The 16,795-nt window shown below is 38.1% G+C and carries 18 protein-coding genes; 6 read left to right on the top strand and 12 right to left on the bottom strand.

Features of this window, described 5'->3' with window-relative positions:
* The first annotated feature begins 21 nt into the window (after positions 1-21).
* On the top strand, positions 22-405 hold the full coding sequence (locus ACQ334_RS14805) for a hypothetical protein (protein WP_430989016.1): 384 nt from the start codon (positions 22-24) through the stop codon (positions 403-405).
* Positions 406-433: 28 nt separating this feature from the next.
* Here ACQ334_RS14805 and ACQ334_RS14810 read toward each other — a convergent pair whose 3' ends face one another.
* Complete coding sequence (locus ACQ334_RS14810) at positions 434-2,050, bottom strand: M1 family metallopeptidase (protein ID WP_430989017.1); 1,617 nt, start codon at positions 2,048-2,050, stop codon at positions 434-436.
* A 163-nt stretch (positions 2,051-2,213) separates the two neighbouring features.
* Between ACQ334_RS14810 and ACQ334_RS14815 the strand changes: the two genes are divergently transcribed.
* Together ACQ334_RS14815 and ACQ334_RS14820 are read left to right on the top strand one after the other, a co-directional pair.
* Entirely contained in the window at positions 2,214-3,065 is an 852-nt protein-coding gene (locus ACQ334_RS14815; RefSeq protein ID WP_430989018.1) for a dienelactone hydrolase family protein, read from the top strand.
* A 119-nt stretch (positions 3,066-3,184) separates the two neighbouring features.
* Positions 3,185-3,739 carry a hypothetical protein gene (locus ACQ334_RS14820; RefSeq protein ID WP_430989019.1) on the top strand — a complete coding sequence of 185 codons (555 nt, stop codon included), beginning with the start codon at positions 3,185-3,187 and terminating at the stop codon, positions 3,737-3,739.
* Between the two features lie 76 nt (positions 3,740-3,815).
* Here the strand turns inward: ACQ334_RS14820 and ACQ334_RS14825 are convergent, their stop codons facing one another.
* From ACQ334_RS14825 to ACQ334_RS14835, 3 genes are read right to left on the bottom strand one after another with little or no spacing between them, the layout of a single operon-like run.
* Positions 3,816-4,448 carry an energy transducer TonB gene (locus ACQ334_RS14825; protein WP_430989020.1) on the bottom strand — a complete coding sequence of 211 codons (633 nt, stop codon included), beginning with the start codon at positions 4,446-4,448 and terminating at the stop codon, positions 3,816-3,818.
* A 29-nt stretch (positions 4,449-4,477) separates the two neighbouring features.
* Positions 4,478-4,936 (bottom strand): hypothetical protein, encoded by a 459-nt coding sequence (locus ACQ334_RS14830; protein WP_430989021.1) that lies wholly within the window; start codon positions 4,934-4,936, stop codon positions 4,478-4,480.
* Between the two features lie 24 nt (positions 4,937-4,960).
* The gene (locus ACQ334_RS14835) at positions 4,961-5,422 is read right to left on the bottom strand and encodes a PA2169 family four-helix-bundle protein (RefSeq protein ID WP_430989022.1); all 462 of its coding nucleotides are present in this window, start codon (positions 5,420-5,422) and stop codon (positions 4,961-4,963) included.
* Positions 5,423-5,664: 242 nt separating this feature from the next.
* Between ACQ334_RS14835 and ACQ334_RS14840 the strand changes: the two genes are divergently transcribed.
* Complete coding sequence (locus ACQ334_RS14840) at positions 5,665-7,266, top strand: Na+/H+ antiporter (protein WP_430989023.1); 1,602 nt, start codon at positions 5,665-5,667, stop codon at positions 7,264-7,266.
* A 9-nt stretch (positions 7,267-7,275) separates the two neighbouring features.
* On the opposite strand, the gene ACQ334_RS14845 is transcribed toward ACQ334_RS14840, so the two are convergent.
* From ACQ334_RS14845 to ACQ334_RS14870, 6 genes are all read right to left on the bottom strand, one after another.
* Positions 7,276-8,082: an alpha/beta hydrolase gene (locus tag ACQ334_RS14845; RefSeq protein ID WP_430989024.1), complete on the bottom strand. Its 807-nt coding sequence runs from the start codon at positions 8,080-8,082 to the stop codon at positions 7,276-7,278.
* Between the two features lie 63 nt (positions 8,083-8,145).
* Positions 8,146-8,934 carry a DUF6438 domain-containing protein gene (locus ACQ334_RS14850; protein ID WP_430989025.1) on the bottom strand — a complete coding sequence of 263 codons (789 nt, stop codon included), beginning with the start codon at positions 8,932-8,934 and terminating at the stop codon, positions 8,146-8,148.
* 75 nt (positions 8,935-9,009) lie between these two features.
* The gene (locus ACQ334_RS14855; RefSeq protein ID WP_430989026.1) at positions 9,010-10,056 is read right to left on the bottom strand and encodes an ABC transporter permease; all 1,047 of its coding nucleotides are present in this window, start codon (positions 10,054-10,056) and stop codon (positions 9,010-9,012) included.
* 180 nt (positions 10,057-10,236) lie between these two features.
* Entirely contained in the window at positions 10,237-11,382 is a 1,146-nt protein-coding gene (locus tag ACQ334_RS14860; protein WP_430989027.1) for a BT_3928 family protein, read from the bottom strand.
* A gap of 154 nt (positions 11,383-11,536) precedes the next feature.
* Positions 11,537-12,088: a DUF1599 domain-containing protein gene (locus ACQ334_RS14865; protein WP_430989028.1), complete on the bottom strand. Its 552-nt coding sequence runs from the start codon at positions 12,086-12,088 to the stop codon at positions 11,537-11,539.
* Entirely contained in the window at positions 12,088-13,167 is a 1,080-nt protein-coding gene (locus tag ACQ334_RS14870) for an FKBP-type peptidyl-prolyl cis-trans isomerase (protein ID WP_430989029.1), read from the bottom strand. The genes ACQ334_RS14865 and ACQ334_RS14870 overlap by 1 nt, the downstream gene beginning before the upstream one ends.
* A gap of 58 nt (positions 13,168-13,225) precedes the next feature.
* Here ACQ334_RS14870 and folP point away from each other — a divergent pair, with 58 nt between their 5' ends.
* Positions 13,226-14,050: a dihydropteroate synthase gene (folP, locus tag ACQ334_RS14875; protein WP_430989030.1), complete on the top strand. Its 825-nt coding sequence runs from the start codon at positions 13,226-13,228 to the stop codon at positions 14,048-14,050.
* A gap of 36 nt (positions 14,051-14,086) precedes the next feature.
* Here folP and ACQ334_RS14880 read toward each other — a convergent pair whose 3' ends face one another.
* Positions 14,087-15,163 carry an FKBP-type peptidyl-prolyl cis-trans isomerase gene (locus ACQ334_RS14880; RefSeq protein ID WP_430989031.1) on the bottom strand — a complete coding sequence of 359 codons (1,077 nt, stop codon included), beginning with the start codon at positions 15,161-15,163 and terminating at the stop codon, positions 14,087-14,089.
* Between the two features lie 21 nt (positions 15,164-15,184).
* Positions 15,185-16,204 carry a DHH family phosphoesterase gene (locus ACQ334_RS14885; protein WP_430989032.1) on the bottom strand — a complete coding sequence of 340 codons (1,020 nt, stop codon included), beginning with the start codon at positions 16,202-16,204 and terminating at the stop codon, positions 15,185-15,187.
* 172 nt (positions 16,205-16,376) lie between these two features.
* Here ACQ334_RS14885 and ACQ334_RS14890 point away from each other — a divergent pair, with 172 nt between their 5' ends.
* Positions 16,377-16,793 carry a nucleoside-diphosphate kinase gene (locus ACQ334_RS14890; RefSeq protein ID WP_430989033.1) on the top strand — a complete coding sequence of 139 codons (417 nt, stop codon included), beginning with the start codon at positions 16,377-16,379 and terminating at the stop codon, positions 16,791-16,793.
* Positions 16,794-16,795: the final 2 nt, after the last annotated feature.

A 16,795-nucleotide genomic window follows, 5' to 3' on the forward strand; every position in this document is an offset into this window, starting at 1 on the left:
TTGCATCCACAACTACTTCAGATGGATGCGACACCCGTGGATATAGCAACAAAATTCAGTGACTCCTGGATAGAAACAGTGCAATTTTATAATGGCCTGATTGATGATGATCCTGGTTTTGACCGGCTTATTCCTTTAACCATTTTTATTCATCAATTAAAAAGAAAAGGTGCTGATAAATTTTTCAGGTTAGGAAATTCTATGCAGGACCTTATCTTTTCCCGTTCAATTGAACCTGGACTACGGCCGGAACAAAAATTTGTTGCCGTGCAGGCCATACGCAATTCATTTGTGGTTTCTTTAAGAGAGGGCAAAAAATTGCACAAGGAATATACCATTAAAGACCTGGAAGATGACAGGCTAACAGATTTGCTACAGGTTTTAAAAGATACTGAGATCAATTGATTGTATTGAAAGATAAAATACTCCTGTTCTACTCAATCACAATCTTTTTTAAATAAAATCCTGCTGCATCAACTACAGGGGGAAATGTACTTTTAATTTTCAGCTTTTTTAGTTTTATCATCATATGCGCTGTTCCTGCGTCGGTTAATATATCAATCGGTAATTCCATCGGCAGGTTTTTAAACTGTACCGTGTATTCATTATACCCCGTACGTGAAATAGCAATATCCAGTTTTTCAGTAGTACGTAAATAAAAATCAAATAAAGGTTTCAGTTCTTTTTCAGATGCTCTACTAAAGAGTTGCTCCACGTCATCAGTAGTAACAAAGTGGTTGTACGTGTAGCTGGTATCCGTAGCCAGTTTTTTTAATGTTGGGAAAAATATTTCATCGCCGATCACATGCCTTAACGTATGCATAAAAAATGCACCCTTGGTATAAATATCACCAGTATAAGTATCGGCTGTATTCACTGCGTCTCCCTGTACTATTGGTTTTCTATTGGCAATACTTGATCTAAAAAGATTGATCACCGAATCATAAGCACGCTCTCCCGCTACTTCCCTGAAGAACAATGCTTCGGCATAAGTATTAATTCCCTCCTGTATCCACATATGCGCCCAGTCTTTATTGGTAACTTTGTTAGCCCACCACTCGTGGCCAAACTCGTGATAGAGATTATCTGAGTAATCCTGCCCGTTTACATTTTTATAAGTAAACCTGTCACCGTAAGAGATCATTGTCTGATGTTCCATACCAGGATTGGGTACATACACAATACCCATTTTTTCTTTTATCCATGGATACTCACCAAAATATTTTTCTAAAATATGGCAATCTCTTGAACGTATCTCCAATACATGAGCAGCTTTTGCAGTATCTGCTTCTAATACATAAAACTGTATGGGTACTTTATTGCCATTAACTGTTGTATAGGTACTGCTGTAAATTTTGTATTTAGCTATATTAAAAAGGATACAATAATTGCTGATGGTATAATTCGTTTTCCAGTGAAAGGTTTGCTTATTATTTTTTGGTTTACTAACCGACTGTAACAAACCCGGCCCTGCCACAGTAAGCCCTGCAGGAACGGTGATGATAAGGTCAGCTCCTTCATTAGGTTCATCACTGGGATGATCTTTACAGGGATAATACACTTTGCCGCCTTCCAGCTGGCAGTTAATAGCCACCCATGGATTACCATTGGTATCTTTAGTAAAAGTAAAACCACCTTTCCACGGAGGACGAACTGCGATGGGAGGTTTTCCGCCGTACTCAATTTTAATTTTTTGTTTACTGGCATTAAAACCATTGTTACTGGTAATATAAATATAATCTCCCTGCTGAAAGAAATTGGCATTGCTATTATTCACACTTATTTTTTTCACTTTTAAAAAGTGTACCAGGTCAAATAAAAGGGTATCCGTTTTATGGCTTAACAGCAGGTCAATTTCGGTATACCCATCAATTGATTGCTGATCGATATTCACATCCAGCGACAGTGTATAATGCCTGATATCCATGATAGCCTGCAATGGATTGAGTTTGCCTCCTGAACTCATATAACTGATATCCATTTTTTGCGCCTGTAAATGAATACTGAAAAATAAAAGGAATACGACCCGGAGGGAAAGTTTGTATTTCATGATTAGTAAGTTAAGGTTGGTGATTCAAGTTAGTGAAATAGTTTTAAATTCGCAACCGCCTGCAAATACGCTTTGAAATGGCAACACTGTTATTAAATAATTGTCAAAATACAAACATCACTTATTTAATTCCTGTATCTTAACAGTGCAAAAAATACTTTGTATGAAACAGGAAATAATAAATCTCTACGACGAATATACTCACAAGCCTCTTAGCCGTAGTGATTTTATAAAAAAGCTGGTACTGATTACCGGTAGTACTGCTGCAGCTATGTCAATATTGCCATTGATTGAAGTAAGCTATGCAAATGCTGCGGTAACTAACCAGGATGACCTGTTTACTGAAACGATATCTTACCCGGGTGTACCCGGCACCATGCAAGCCTACGTAGCAAGGCCTAAAGCAGAAAAGAAATATGCTGCTGTTATTATCATTCACGAAAACCGTGGATTGAATGCACATATTGAAGATGTGGCAAGGCGGGCAGCAAAAGCAGGCTACCTGGCCATTGCACCAAATGCATTATCTGCCGCAGGCGCTTTACCTGCCAATGAAGACGAAGCCAGGACAAAATTCCAGGAACTAAAACCGGAAAATAATTTAAAAAATTTCATGAACGTTTTTGATTACCTGGCAACAAGAAAGGACTTTAATGGCAATACCGGCTGCGTGGGATTTTGCTGGGGAGGCGGCATGGCCAATACGCTGGCTGTAAATGTAGCTTCATTAAAAGCCGCTGTGGCATTTTACGGTAAGCAACCTGCAACAGAAGATGTGAGTAAGATAAAAGCAGCCATCCAGCTGCATTATGCCGGCCTTGATGAAAGAGTGAATGCAGGCACAGCTGCATATGAAGAAGCATTGAAGAAGAATAATATCACCTACGAGATATATCAATACGAAGGCGTTAACCATGCTTTTCACAATGATACAGCCCCTGCCCGTTATAATGAAGCAGCAGCTAAATTAGCCTGGCAGCGAACATTGGATTTTTTTGGCAAACACCTTAAGTAAAATTACATCCCTTATTAATTAGTGTAATTGTATCATTTGCATTTACTACTGCGTACATTTTCCATTTCCTAATTCCGATTTTCTTTTTTATTTTGTTTGTCTTAACCAAAACTTGTAAAATGAAAAAAACAATCGTGGCTTCCCTAGTTGGTGGCATTATCATTTTTGCATGGCAGTTCCTTACATGGGGAGCGCTTAACCTTCACCAGGCACAACAGCAATATACGCCCAAGCAAGACAGCATACTGACTTACCTGGGTACGCAGTTCAACGAAGACGGGGCTTATATGATGCCTACGTTTGCACCTAATACTCCCAGGGAGGAAATGGAAAAACAAATGAAAACCATGGAAGGGAAACCATGGGCACAGGTTGTATATCATAAAAGTATGCCGGGCATGAGTCATATGTTTATGAATATGGGGCGCAGCCTGCTGATTGATATACTGGTAGTATGGTTACTTTGCTGGCTATTGGCAAAAATACCATCGCCGTCCTTTAGTACTATATTTTTGGGCAGTTTGGGAACAGGGTTAATTGTTTTCTTTAATATCCCTTACACCATGCATATCTGGTATGGCAGTTTCGACCTGATGGCACACTTTACAGATGCCCTGGTATCATGGGGCGTCACAGGCCTGTGGCTGGGCTGGTGGTTAAGAAGAGCAAAATAAATTCAAAAAAAAATTGTCATAAAAAAAACCGTCTCATCAAAAGATAAGACGGTTTTTTTAGCATAGGAATACCCTATTATTCCAATACAAATTTTACAGGCAATGTAAACCTGGTCTTAACATTTTTACCCTTCAGTTGTCCCGGATTCCACACCGGCATTTTATTTATCACACGCAGAGCTTCCGTTTCCAATCCATATCCCAATGGCTGTCCTACTACCTGCGGACTGGTAAGCTTGCCTGTTTCATCCACCACAAAACTCAATTCCACCGTTCCTTCAACACCATTTGCACTTGCATCTTCAGGATATTCTAAATTTTTATTGAAAAATTTCTGCAATTCCTTATTGCCACCCGGATAAGAAGGAAACACTTCTGTATTAGTATATACGCCAGCGTTATCCACTTCCATTTTAGCGCCGGCAACTGCTGCAGGCGGAGGTAATATGGTTACTTTTCCCTTTAAACCTTTTTTTGCAGGATTAGGTTTTGCCATGCCTGTTTTATTATTGGCAGTGCTATCCATCCCAATCATTTTTGAAGTATCCGGTGCTGCGGCAGATGGTGTTGCTACTGTTGATGATGTTGTGTCTTCCGGTGTTGTTGAAGCACTCTTATTATAATCATCACTATTGCAACTTAAAATAGTAGTGCCTAAAATAATTGCTGTACTCCATAATCGTAAGCTAAAAAAACTTTTATTTGTCATAATTTTTTATTTATTGGTGAGTATATTTATTAAGCGCTAAATCTTAACGTATTCAATAACCTTATTTTCATAAAAGCACATTCAATGGCATACAATTGAAATGTAATTATTGCTTTAAGATTTTTAACAGGAAGATTTTCTGCTAAAACAGCTTCATAAAATTTGTTGAAATAAGTTTCGCAGGTACTGCACAGCGCCACTATCTCACTACCCTTTGCATTATCAGCCTGTTCCTGTATATTCAATTCTATTTTTCTCCAGAGCTGATCGGTATCTTCTACCGGAACTGTGATATTACAATGCTGCAACTGGTCGTTAATTTCTTTTGCATACTGCTTACTTTCCAGTGCCACAGCCATCATCGCCGTTTTAAGGTTACTGCAATCAATTTCTTCAGCAATGGCATCAAAGCCTTTGTTTACCTGGCATAGAAATGACACCAGGCTTTGCAATTTATTTTGCAACATTTGATTTATAGTAGCAATCATATACTTTTGATTTATAGCAATTCTTTAAATTCCTGTGTTGGTTTTACCATTGAACTCTTTTATAGTATTTAAAACTGTGGTGATGCCATTGGCCTGCTGTAACAATAGTATTTTAACTTCATCATTATCCTGCAACTGTTGCAAGGCCAGCGTATAATTTTCAAGTGCCGCTTCTTCTCCTTTAATGCAGGCATCTATCACGGCTTCTTTCTGCCCGAATTTAAACGCTGCTTTTAAATGCATCCAGCTACGGTGCAAAAGACTCAGCGTAAACTGATCAATTGGAGAAGTGGCACCAGACTGGCGCAGCAGTTGCTGCAGTTCTTTACTGTACCTGCCCCGCTGGTAACCAAAACTTTCCAGCAATACTGATAATACTTCATCCTTTATTTTTTCTGCCGCTTTTAAATATACCCTCTTGGTATCTTCCAGTATAGCTATAAGATGGTAGATGGGCTCGCTGTTATTTTGATTGATATTTACCATAATTATGTTTTTTATTGCAGATATAATGCAAGACTAAATCATGTAACCGATTATAAATCTACCTGACTTACTGGTATAAAAAATCTTTACCGTAGTTTATTTGCTGTAATCTGTGAATGATGTAACCTTTAATAAAAATTGTGTAAAATATTTGCCTTTAAAAGGGCTTTTAGCTGAAAATAAAAATGCTTTGAGTCAAAAAAAAATTATGCTAATATGCTCACTTCATTATTTTTACAGTAATGGAAAACATAGCGATCATCATCCTCTTATTATTTGGCATTGTATTTTTAGGCTTACTAAGCAACAAGTACAAATTCCCCTTACCTATTGCATTGGTACTGGGCGGCGTTTGCATCAGCATCATACCCGGCTTACCGGTAATTGCATTAAGCCCCGAAGTGGTATTCATTATTTTTTTACCGCCCCTGCTCTATGCCTCTGCATGGAATACCAGCTGGCACGAATTTAAAGCTAACCTGCGGCCAATAAGCTTAGCCGCAATAGGGTTGGTTATTTTTACCACTGCACTTGTGGCAATGGCAGCTCATTGGCTTATTGCTGATCTGAGCTGGCCTGCTGCATTTCTTATCGGTGCTATTGTCTCGCCCCCGGATGCGGTGGCTGCTACTTCTGTTACCAAGGGTTTAGGCTTAAACCCAAGAATGATAACGATACTGGAAGGTGAAAGTTTAGTAAATGATGCCAGTGGCCTGGTTGCGTATAAATATGCATTAACAGCCATTACTGCAGGCAATTTTATTTTATGGAAAGCAGGACTTAATTTTTTAATGGTGGCGGCGGCAGGCATTGCTATCGGGCTTGCAATAGGTTATATCATGTATATCATTCATAAAAAATTTGTTTGCGATTCGGTGATAGAAGTAACACTTACTTTCTTAGCACCCTTTGCTTCTTATTTACTGGCCGAACAATTTCATTTCTCCGGCGTGCTGGCTGTAGTTACTACAGGCCTGTATCTTTCTTTCCGTTCAAGTGAAATATTCAGTAACCAAAGCCGCATTATGGCTTACTCTGTTTGGGAAGTAGTGATATTTATTTTAAACGGGCTTGTATTTGTACTCATCGGCTTACAATTACGCAGCGTAATGCAGGGCATTGGTGATTACCCGGTTAGCGCATTGGTATTGTACGGACTGGTAATAAGTTTTGTAGTGATCATTGTTCGTTTTATATGGGTGATTCCTGCAGCTTTGCTGCCTCGCTTTTTAAGTAAACGCATAAGAGAAAAAGAAGCTTTTGATCCCCGAAATATGGTGGTGTTTGGATGGGCTGGCATGCGTGGCGTGGTATCGATGGCTGCAGCTTTAGCTATACCACTCACCTTACCTGATGGCAGCGCATTTCCTCATCGTAACCTCATCATTTATCTTTCTTTTTGTGTAATATTATCAACATTGGTATTGTTAGGCTTAACATTACCATGGATCATTCGTAAAATGAAAATTGAACCTTACTCGGCTGTAGCGCAGGAATATGAAGTACGCACACAGGTTGCCACTAATATCATTACGCATATCGAAGAAAACCTGTCGCTGCTGCAGGACGAATTACTACACAATATTAAAAGTAAATACGAGGTAAAATACAACCGCCTGCAAAGAACCGACCTGCCCGCCAATTATTTTGGTAAAGGAAAAACGTTGGCTGGCAATGTGTTTAATGAATTTACCAAATTGCAAATCGATCTTATTGGTATGGAAAGGCAAACACTGGAAAAGATGCATCGCTCAGGAGAAGCCAGTGAAGAAGTGTTGCGTAAGATAGAACGTGAACTGGATCTTGAAGAAACAAGGTTGCAAATGGAAATGTATGGTGGCTAAAAGGATACTCTATTTTTGCTGTGCTAATATTTTTTGCAGGTGTAGTATATAATCAGGGTTTTCGGTTATCCCGTTATGCCCCTGCCCTGCAAGCGTTATTAAAGTGTCTTGTTGTTTAAATTTTGTTTTTAGTTTTACTGACGAGCCGTAATAAATAACTTCATCTGCATCGCCATGAAAAATCACCACCGGCATTTTGCAACCGGTAATATATTCATCGGTATCAAATTTATATTTTAAAATAAGAGTGGGAATTAAAGGATATGTATGCCGCATCATATCAGTTAAACTATAGTAAGGAGCCTGTAAAATTAATAACTCCGGACCATTGGTTGACGCTAATTTTGCAGCGGGACCAGTGCCGATTGAATACCCCAATACAATAATTTTATCTTCCTTGTATAAATGTTTGATAGTATCATAAGCTGTTTGTACATCTTTAAATATTTGTTCCTGTCCGTTAATAGAGCCTTCACTTTTGCCATACCCCCTGTAGTCCAGCATAAAAACATCATACTTTAAACTGGTATAGGTTTTTGCTACGTCTCCCCAGGAATTTAATGCTCCTGCATTGCCATGTAAATAAAAAATCAATCCTTTAGAACTATCTGTTGTAAACAACAATCCATTTAATTTTTTACTGTCTTTTGTTATGATGTTAAGTTCTTTAAAGTTCTGATCAAAACTAAACCGGTATTGCGGATCTAATTTTTCCGGAAAGAAGATTAATTTTTCCTGGAGGAAGTACAGGAGGACGCAGATAGCAATGTAAAGAACGGCAAGTATTTTTAATATTTTCCAAATGTTTTTTTTCATTGAATAAAGGCTGTACTATTTTTTAATTATTATAAACTTCAGGTATGCTTAGTTAAATTGCAATTATTCTTCCATATAAAATTTTTCGTCAGTCCTCTTAAACACTACCTTCGATTCTATGGTGTAAAAGAAATCCAGCATATCATTGGTGATCACAGAAGGGAGCATTGATTTTAAATACTTTCTTTCTTTATTAAAATAGAAAATTAAAGTGACCACCACTCCGTCGCAACATTGAACGGAATTCCATCTTAATGTTTCTAGCTGGCAATTTTGTAGCAGCAATAAAAAAAACTGGTAGGTAGAATCAGGCATTTTCCCTATAAAATGCCCACTTTTTGCAGCTTCCGTAGCAAATCCCCCAAGCTTATATTTCACAGTGCGATCCGGATCAATTTCAATATCAATCAACGGGCACGAGCCAAAGCATTCAGAGCTATGAAAAAAAACTTTGCCTACTTTCAGATCTTTTGAGATCCAATACTGCTTCTTTACAAACCTGATTGTACCTCTGTTTAAAAAGAATTTTTTAGAAAAATCAGAGACAGGCATTACTGTTAATACTGAATCATTACAATTTAATATTTTAAAATCAAATTTATCTGTGTATAATACATTGTAGTTAGTGCGTGAGGAATAATATTGCCTGCGAAAACTAATGGCCTTTTTTGTAACCACTAAATTAGAAAAATCTTCTCCCCGCTGCATTAAATTTTCTAACCTGCCAGAAGTATCTTCAATTACCATTATCTCCTGGTCGGCAGAATACCAGGTACCCTTTAGCTGATTATGTTGTGCTAAAAGTGGAACATAAAAAAGTAAAAGAAAAAATGCAATAAGCAAGTATTTCATTGCCGGCTTATAAGTTTAGTAATTAAAAACGGAATGTTGATGATTAACCTATCCATTTCAGTTTTCGTTACTGAATCACCTCATCTTCACCCTTGGATCCACCACGCCATACAATACATCAGCAACAATATTGATAGCAATAAAAATACAGGCACTTAACAACACCGAACCCATTACAACAGGGTAATCCAATTTCTCCAATGCGTCTACTGTTATTTTGCCGATGCCTTTCCAGCCAAAAATATATTCTACAAAAAAAGCACCTGCCAATAATTCTGCAAACCATCCGGTGATAGCGGTGATCACAGGATTAAGTGCATTACGTAAAGCATGTTTAAAAATAACAGTGCGTTTGCTAAGGCCTTTTGCATAAGCCGTGCGGATATAATCCTGGTTCAAAACATCAAGCATAGCGCTTCGGGTGAGTTGAGTGATGATAGCAAGCGGCCTTATACCTAATGTGAATGCAGGCAGGATAAGATTTTTAAGCGTAATATATTTTTCACCGGTTACTTCGTCTATTTCAAACCAGCTGCCCGTTAAATTTAAACCGGTATAATCATGCAGCACCACGCCAAAGAAATAGGCAATAATAATGGCCATAAAGAATGAAGGTGCTGATATACCGGTAATGCTGGCAAACACTGCACTACTATCCAGCCAGGTACCTCGTTTAACTGCGGCTACTACTCCCAGTAAGACACCGATGATGGTAGCAAATAACATAGCTGCAAATGCCAGCAACAAAGTACCGGGCAATGCTTCCATTAATAACTGCCCTACTGCTTTTTTAGTTTGGTAACTGCGGCGCAGGTAAGGCATTTTTAAACCGAATTTATTTTCGCCACCAATAAAAAAACCTTTCAATTCTTTTTTATCAATATCGGCTTGTGTATGTAAACAGATGGGTGATACGTCGTTGAGGTATAAAACCAATTGCTTCCATTTGGGTTGATCCAGGTACAGATCTTTACGGATATTATCCATGGTTTTTTTATCGCCGCTTTGTCCTACTATCATTCTTGCTGGATCACCAAAGCCCTGGAACATGATGAATACAAGGAGTACCACGCCGAGTAGCACAAGAAGGGAATAAAATATTTTCTTCAGGATGTAAAACACGCCGTTAATGAATAATTAATGATTTCTGCTGATTAGTTCTATTCTCTTGTTGTTATGCTTTGCAAGAAAAATGTTCAATAATCAATGCTCAATTTTCAATATTCAGGTTTGTAAAACCTGACACAGCATTGGTTTTGCTTACAATTTTTACTTCTGTTTAATTTATTACTGCTGGTCATACTATTTATTTGTCATGCCTTTAAAGCCGCCTAAATGAGTTATACTTTTAAAATCCACCCAACTTTTTTTATCAAGTATCACTGGTCCTTGCATTAAAAATAATGCAGGATTGGTTCTGGCTGCAGTTTTAATGGCAGTACCATCGCAGCTGAATACAGGCACACCCACAGGGTCACGACCGAAATTCAGCATCTCATTCATTTCTTTGCGTTGCGCTGTAATTACATACAGCGGTTTACTTTTATCCCTTGTTGCTAAAAATGAAATAGTAGCACTCCATTCTGCATCGCCGGGAAATTCTTTTATGAACAATAAATAGTATTCGCCTGTTTGGTTCAGGATATTCTCTGTTGTATCATTACCGCTTTCGGTGGTAAAAGTAAAATCATTAATGAGTGGCGTATTATTTTTTCCTTTTTGAATAAGTACTTCTTTTCTTTCAACAAACTTCCAGGTGCTATCAGGTAACCCGGTTACTTTAAATTCTTTTTTCTCGCCGTTTTTTTCGTACATAAAACTGTACTCGTATTTATCCTGTACTGCATCGGCAGGCATTTTACGCAGTTCAATAATATTGTTGCCTATTTTATAGGGCAGGCAATCTTTTACCGGCAAATGCTTTAACACATAAAACTGCAACCACAAAACAGCAATTAAAGAAAGTAAGACAATAATTGACCCTGTAATTGTTTTAAATAAAGGCTGAATATATTTTTGCCCAACCAGGATACAAATGATCAGTATGGTAAGTATAATATCTTTGCTAAAAGTTTGTATGGGTGTAAGCGGAATGCAATCGCCAAAACAACCGCAGGCTCTTATCTTGCCACTGAACAAAACAAAGCTGGTTAAAAAAGTAAAGAATAAAGTGAGTAATAATAATAACCAGGTAGTAAGTTTTTTCTGCCAGCCAATTAGTAATGCCACACCCAACACCACTTCCAAAGCAATCATAAAAACAGAAAAGCCGGTAGCGTATTTATGCAACCAGTCCATCAGTGATTTAAAGTAGCCATCCGCCGCCCATACTTCAAAAAATTCCTGCATTTTATAAGCCAGCCCTAATGGGTCAATAGCTTTTACCAGGCCGGAGAAAATAAATAATGCGCCTACTAAAATCCTGGATATGCTTACAGTTACTTTCATTTTCAACTTTAATTAATTAAAAAAATATTGCCTTTGGCAGGTTGAACGTCTGCCACAGATGGCACAGATTTTTATGGACTTTCATTTGTATTGTATTATCCCTGCCCATTCGTGTAATCACTGCAAAAATACATTTGCTGCAATGAAGTAAATTTTATGCACTATGAACTTCTTCCTCTATCAATATCAATGCAAACACTGCGTAATTAATAATGTCGTAAAAATTAGCATCAATACCTTCGCTGATAATGGTTTGCCCTTTGTTGGCAATAATTTGTTTGATGCGTAATATTTTTGCCAGTACCAGGTCTACAAAACTTTCCTTGCTCATCTCCCGCCATGCTTCACCATAATCGTGGTTTTTATCCAGCATTAATTTTTTTGCGGTAGTAATTTTTTCATCGTAGAGCTGCTCTACTTTTGCCACCGGCAATTCTTCCAGTTCATCATCTTTAATATCTAATTGTATCAAACCAATGATACCGTAATTCAATATACCTTTAAATTCACTGATGATGTCATCACCAATTTTCTGTTCGCCTTTTTCCTGTATGGTGCGTATGCGTTTTGCTTTAATATAGATCTGGTCGGCAACAGAAATAATCCGGTATACTCTCCATGAAGTACCATAATCTTTGGTCTTCTTTAAAAATATCTCCCGGCAGCCTTGTACTGCGCTATCGTATTGCTGATTGGTGTTACTCATTATTTCCCTGCCTTTTTAATAGTTGATTTTGGTTTAACAGCCGGTACAGTTTTTTTAGCCGGTGCTTTAACCGGTTTTTTTACAATTGCTTTTGTATCTTTTGCCTTAGCAGCTTTAGTTGCGGCTACTTCTCCTTCAGTGCCTGCGGCAAATATTTCCATATCAAAAACTAAAATATCATCTGGTTTAATATCCGGGCCTCTGCCTTCTTTTCCATAACCTAATGATGAAGGAATATAAATGGTTGCCTTAGTACCTCTTTTCATTTCCTTAATGGCATCAGGCCAGCCTAAAATGATACCAGACAACTGGCCAACATTTACATCATAAGGCTGCACATGTTGAAATTTAGGATCGGTATTGGAATCAAAAACTTTTCCGCCATTAAAGGTTTTACCAGTATAGTTAACTGACGCAATATCTGCTGCGGTAATATTTTTTCCGGTCCCTTCTTTTTTAATTACAACATAAGTTCCCCATTTGCCCTTAATGGCACTTAGTTTATTTTTTGCCAGGTAAGCCTCAATTAATTTACTGTCGCTTTCAATTTGCGGCGCACTTTCCAGCAACGTTTTTTGCAACTGCTCCTCTGCTTTTTTATTAGCTATTTCCTCTGCAAGGGGAATATGGATTTTCTGTGCACTATCCACCTGATCTTTGGTGTTGTATACATTTACAATTCTATAGTACTGATAAATGTAAGTACCCTTTTGCATAAATGGCGCCGCCTGCCCTTTGGCAATAATACCATCAGTAGCAACTTTTAAAATGATACTATCTCCGTTATTAATGTTAAGAAATATTTCTTTAAACGGAGCCGGAAAAGTTGCGGTATCATATAATCCGTATTGTGGCATTGCATCTTCGTAAGTACTGAATAATACACTATCCATATATTTTGCCACTACGCTTAATTCCATATAATTTCCGTTAACCAGTTTATCAGTTTTGCCAGAAGGAATAATCTTATATTCAGAGCCGTCTGAAGCTCTTTGGTAAACAGTAGTATCGGGATTAGTTTGTGCAAGGGTATTTACTGCTATGCCGGTAAACAGTAAAAAAAAGAACGCTTTTGTCATTTAATTTTTTGAAGTTTGTGTATCTGTTATAAACATCAAAAATAATTGAATTACGCCAATGTTCACATTAAACTGTAAGGGTAAATTATTAATGCTGGATTCGCCTGTGGTAATGGGCATTATTAATGCTACGCCCGATTCATTTTACAAAGGCAATATTAACGAGGATATGATAGTACTGGCAGCAAAGATGCTTGCAGATGGTGCCACTATTCTTGATATTGGTGGACAAAGCACCAAACCGGGCAGCGAAAGAATTACGGCTGAGGAAGAATTGAACAGGGTTATCCCGGTGATAGAAGCCATCAGCAAAAAATTTCCCGGGGCTATCATTTCCATTGATACTTACAGTAGTACGGTTGCCCATGCAGCAGTAGAAGCAGGCGCAGCCATCGTTAACGATGTAAGCGCAGGCAATATGGATATTCAGATGCTGCCCACGGTTGCAGGATTAGGCGTGCCTTATGTGTGTATGCACATGCAAGGCACACCGGAAAGTATGCAAAAAGATCCTCAGTATAGTGACGTGACCAGAGAAGTGCTTGATTTCTTTATTGCTAAAATACACCAATGCAAAAAAGAAGGCATCGCCGATATTATTATCGATCCCGGTTTTGGTTTTGGTAAAACCACTGCACATAATTTTGCTTTACTAAAAAAGATGTCGGTTTTGCGACAGCTGAACCTGCCAATACTAGCGGGTATTTCCAGGAAGGGTACCATTTACAAAACATTAGGTATTACTGCTGCCGACGCCCTTAACGGCACTACGGCTTTAAATACAATAGCATTGATGAACGGAGCGTCGATACTCAGGGTGCATGATGTAAAGGAAGCCATGCAAGCCATCACACTTTTTAATGCATACAAAAAAGCGCCCTGATAGTCAGGGCGCTTGTAATATTTTTACCTGTTGTTATTATTTCTTAGGAGCAGGTGCTGCAGTATTCTTTTGCGTTTTCTGAATACTGTCCATCATTTTTTGTTGCGCTTCCATTTGTTGTTTTTGCATAGCTTGTTGTTTAGCCTGCAATGCTTCTTCATTCATCACGTCAACCACTTCCATATCAAAAACTAAAATATCGCCTGGTTTAATATCCGGACCTCTGCCTTCTTTACCATAACCTAAAGCAGAAGGGATATAGATAGTAGCCTTTGTACCTCTCTTCATTTGTGCAATGGCATCAAACCAACCTAAAATAAGGCCGCTTAATTGTCCCATGTTTACATCATAAGCACCTATATGTTTAAATTTAGGATCGGTATTAGAATCAAATACTTTGCTGCTGTCGAATGTTTTACCGGTGTAGTTAATAGATGCAGTTTCTGAAGTGGTGATCTTTTCACCTGTGCCTTCGTTTTGTACAGCTATATAAGTACCCCATTTGGTTTTAGTTGCTTTAATATTGTTTTTAGCAAGATACTCTTCAATTACTTTGTCATCTTTTTCAATATCAGCCTTGCTTTCACCGATCATTTTTTCTACCTGCTCCAGTTGTTTTTTATAGCCTCTTTCCCTCGCTACTTTCAGGTGGGTTTTCTGTGCACTATCTACCTGTTCTTTTGTAGTATATGAATTGGTTATAGTGTAATACTGGTAAATAAACTGTCCTTTTTTCATGTAAGCAGGAGGTGTTTGTCCCGGCTGTGCCTGGCTTTTTGCCAATATACTATCAGTTGGTATTCTTAATATAATGCTATCTCCTACATGAATATTTTTAAATACCTCTTTAAATGGCATTGGAAAATTTGCCGTATCGTATAAGCCATATTGAGGCATGCCCTCTTCAATGGTACTGAATAAAACAGTGTCTATACTGGCATCTTTATATTTAGCCAAAACATTCAGCTCCATAAAATTTCCGGTTAATAATTTAGCCCCTTTTGTAACGCTGATCACTTTATACTCAGAACCGTCTTTATTTTTTTTAAACGGTGTTGTACACGACGCTAATGCAATAACGCAAATAACCGCTGCATTAAGAAATTGTTTCATTGTTTAATGGTATTATGTTTTTTAAAATTGATAACTACTTAATTGGGCTACATTCTCTTTCATAGCCTGTTTAAATTTTGCCACTACTTCTTCTAATGGCTCTTTATTAAAACCACCGGCTGCATTAAAATGACCGCCGCCGTTAAAATATTTTCTTGCAAAAGTATTTACATCAAAGCCGCCTTTGCTGCGGAAAGAACTTTTACGTTCTTCGCCCCTGTCTATAATTACTGCGGCCAATTTAATTCCTTTGATACTTAACGGGTAGTTAACGATACCTTCTGTATCTCCCGTACGCATGTCGTATTTCACCAGGTCCGTTTGTGGAATGGCAATCAACGCTGTATTGTACTCATAAAATATTTCCATCCTGTTTAATAATACATTGCCGATAAACCTGAAACGGTTCTCTAAAAAATTATCAAACAATTCTTCATGAACATGGCTATGCTCTAATCCCCTGTCTTTAAGATGAGCCACCATTTTATGTACACTGGCTGTTGTAGAAGGAAAACGGAAAGAACCCGTATCCGTCATGGTGCCGGCATAAATACATTCTGCAATCTCCGGGGTTATTTTGTCTTCATTACCCGAAGTCATTATAAAATCATAGATCATTTCACAGGTAGAGCTTTTGCCTGTATCACTGATGCCATAAGCAAATACTTCGGTTTGTGGCTCACGGTGATGGTCGATCAGTATCCGCTGTGCTTTTGCCGCCATTAATTTTTCCTCCATTCTTTTAGTACGGCTAAGCGTATTAAAATCCAGGCAGAATATCCAGTCGGCCTCTGCTATGGCAATATTTGCTTTTTCATTGGGGGATTCAAAATCCAGCACGGTTTTACTTCCCGGCATCCAGCTTAAAAAAGTAGCCCAGTTAGTAGGTGATATCACTGTTACCTGGTGACCGAATTGATTTAAAAAATGGTACAATGCTAAAGAAGAACCCATTGCATCGGCATCAGGTTTTTGGTGAGTGGTGATCACCACTTTTTTAGGTTGGCCAAGCAACGGGAATATATCTTGTATGGGCTGCATAAATGAGGCGCAAAAGTAGGGGAAATAGCTGATTTTTGATTTCTGATTTTAGATTTTGGATTTTTTTGAGCCCGCTATACTGTAATATTGGCCCAAACGCCACATAAATCATAAATCCTGAATCAAAAATCTACAATCCTTTCCTATCTTTGCGGCCTAAAAAATCGAACCAATGAGTAACAGAACATTCACAATGATCAAGCCAGATGCCACTGCCAAAGGAAATACCGGGGCAATTTTACAAATGATAAACGCAGCTGGTTTTAGAATTGTAGCTATGAAAACAACGCACCTGAGCGCAGCAAAAGCAGGCGAATTTTATGCCGTGCATGCAGAAAGGCCTTTTTATGGCGAATTAGTGGAATTTATGAGCCGTGGGCCAATCACTGCCGCTATTTTAGAAAAAGATAATGCAGTGGAAGATTTCCGTAAGCTGATAGGCGCTACTAATCCTGCTAATGCAGAGGAAGGTACTATCCGTAAACTATACGCAGCTTCTATAGGCGAAAACGCGGTACATGGCAGTGATAGTGACGAGAATGCAAGAATAGAAGGAGACTTCTTTTTCAGCAAACTGGAACAATTTTAATA

Origin of the sequence: Ferruginibacter sp. SUN106, assembly GCF_050611765.1 — a bacterium.
In the GTDB taxonomy this organism is placed as follows: Bacteria; Bacteroidota; Bacteroidia; order Chitinophagales; family Chitinophagaceae; genus Ferruginibacter.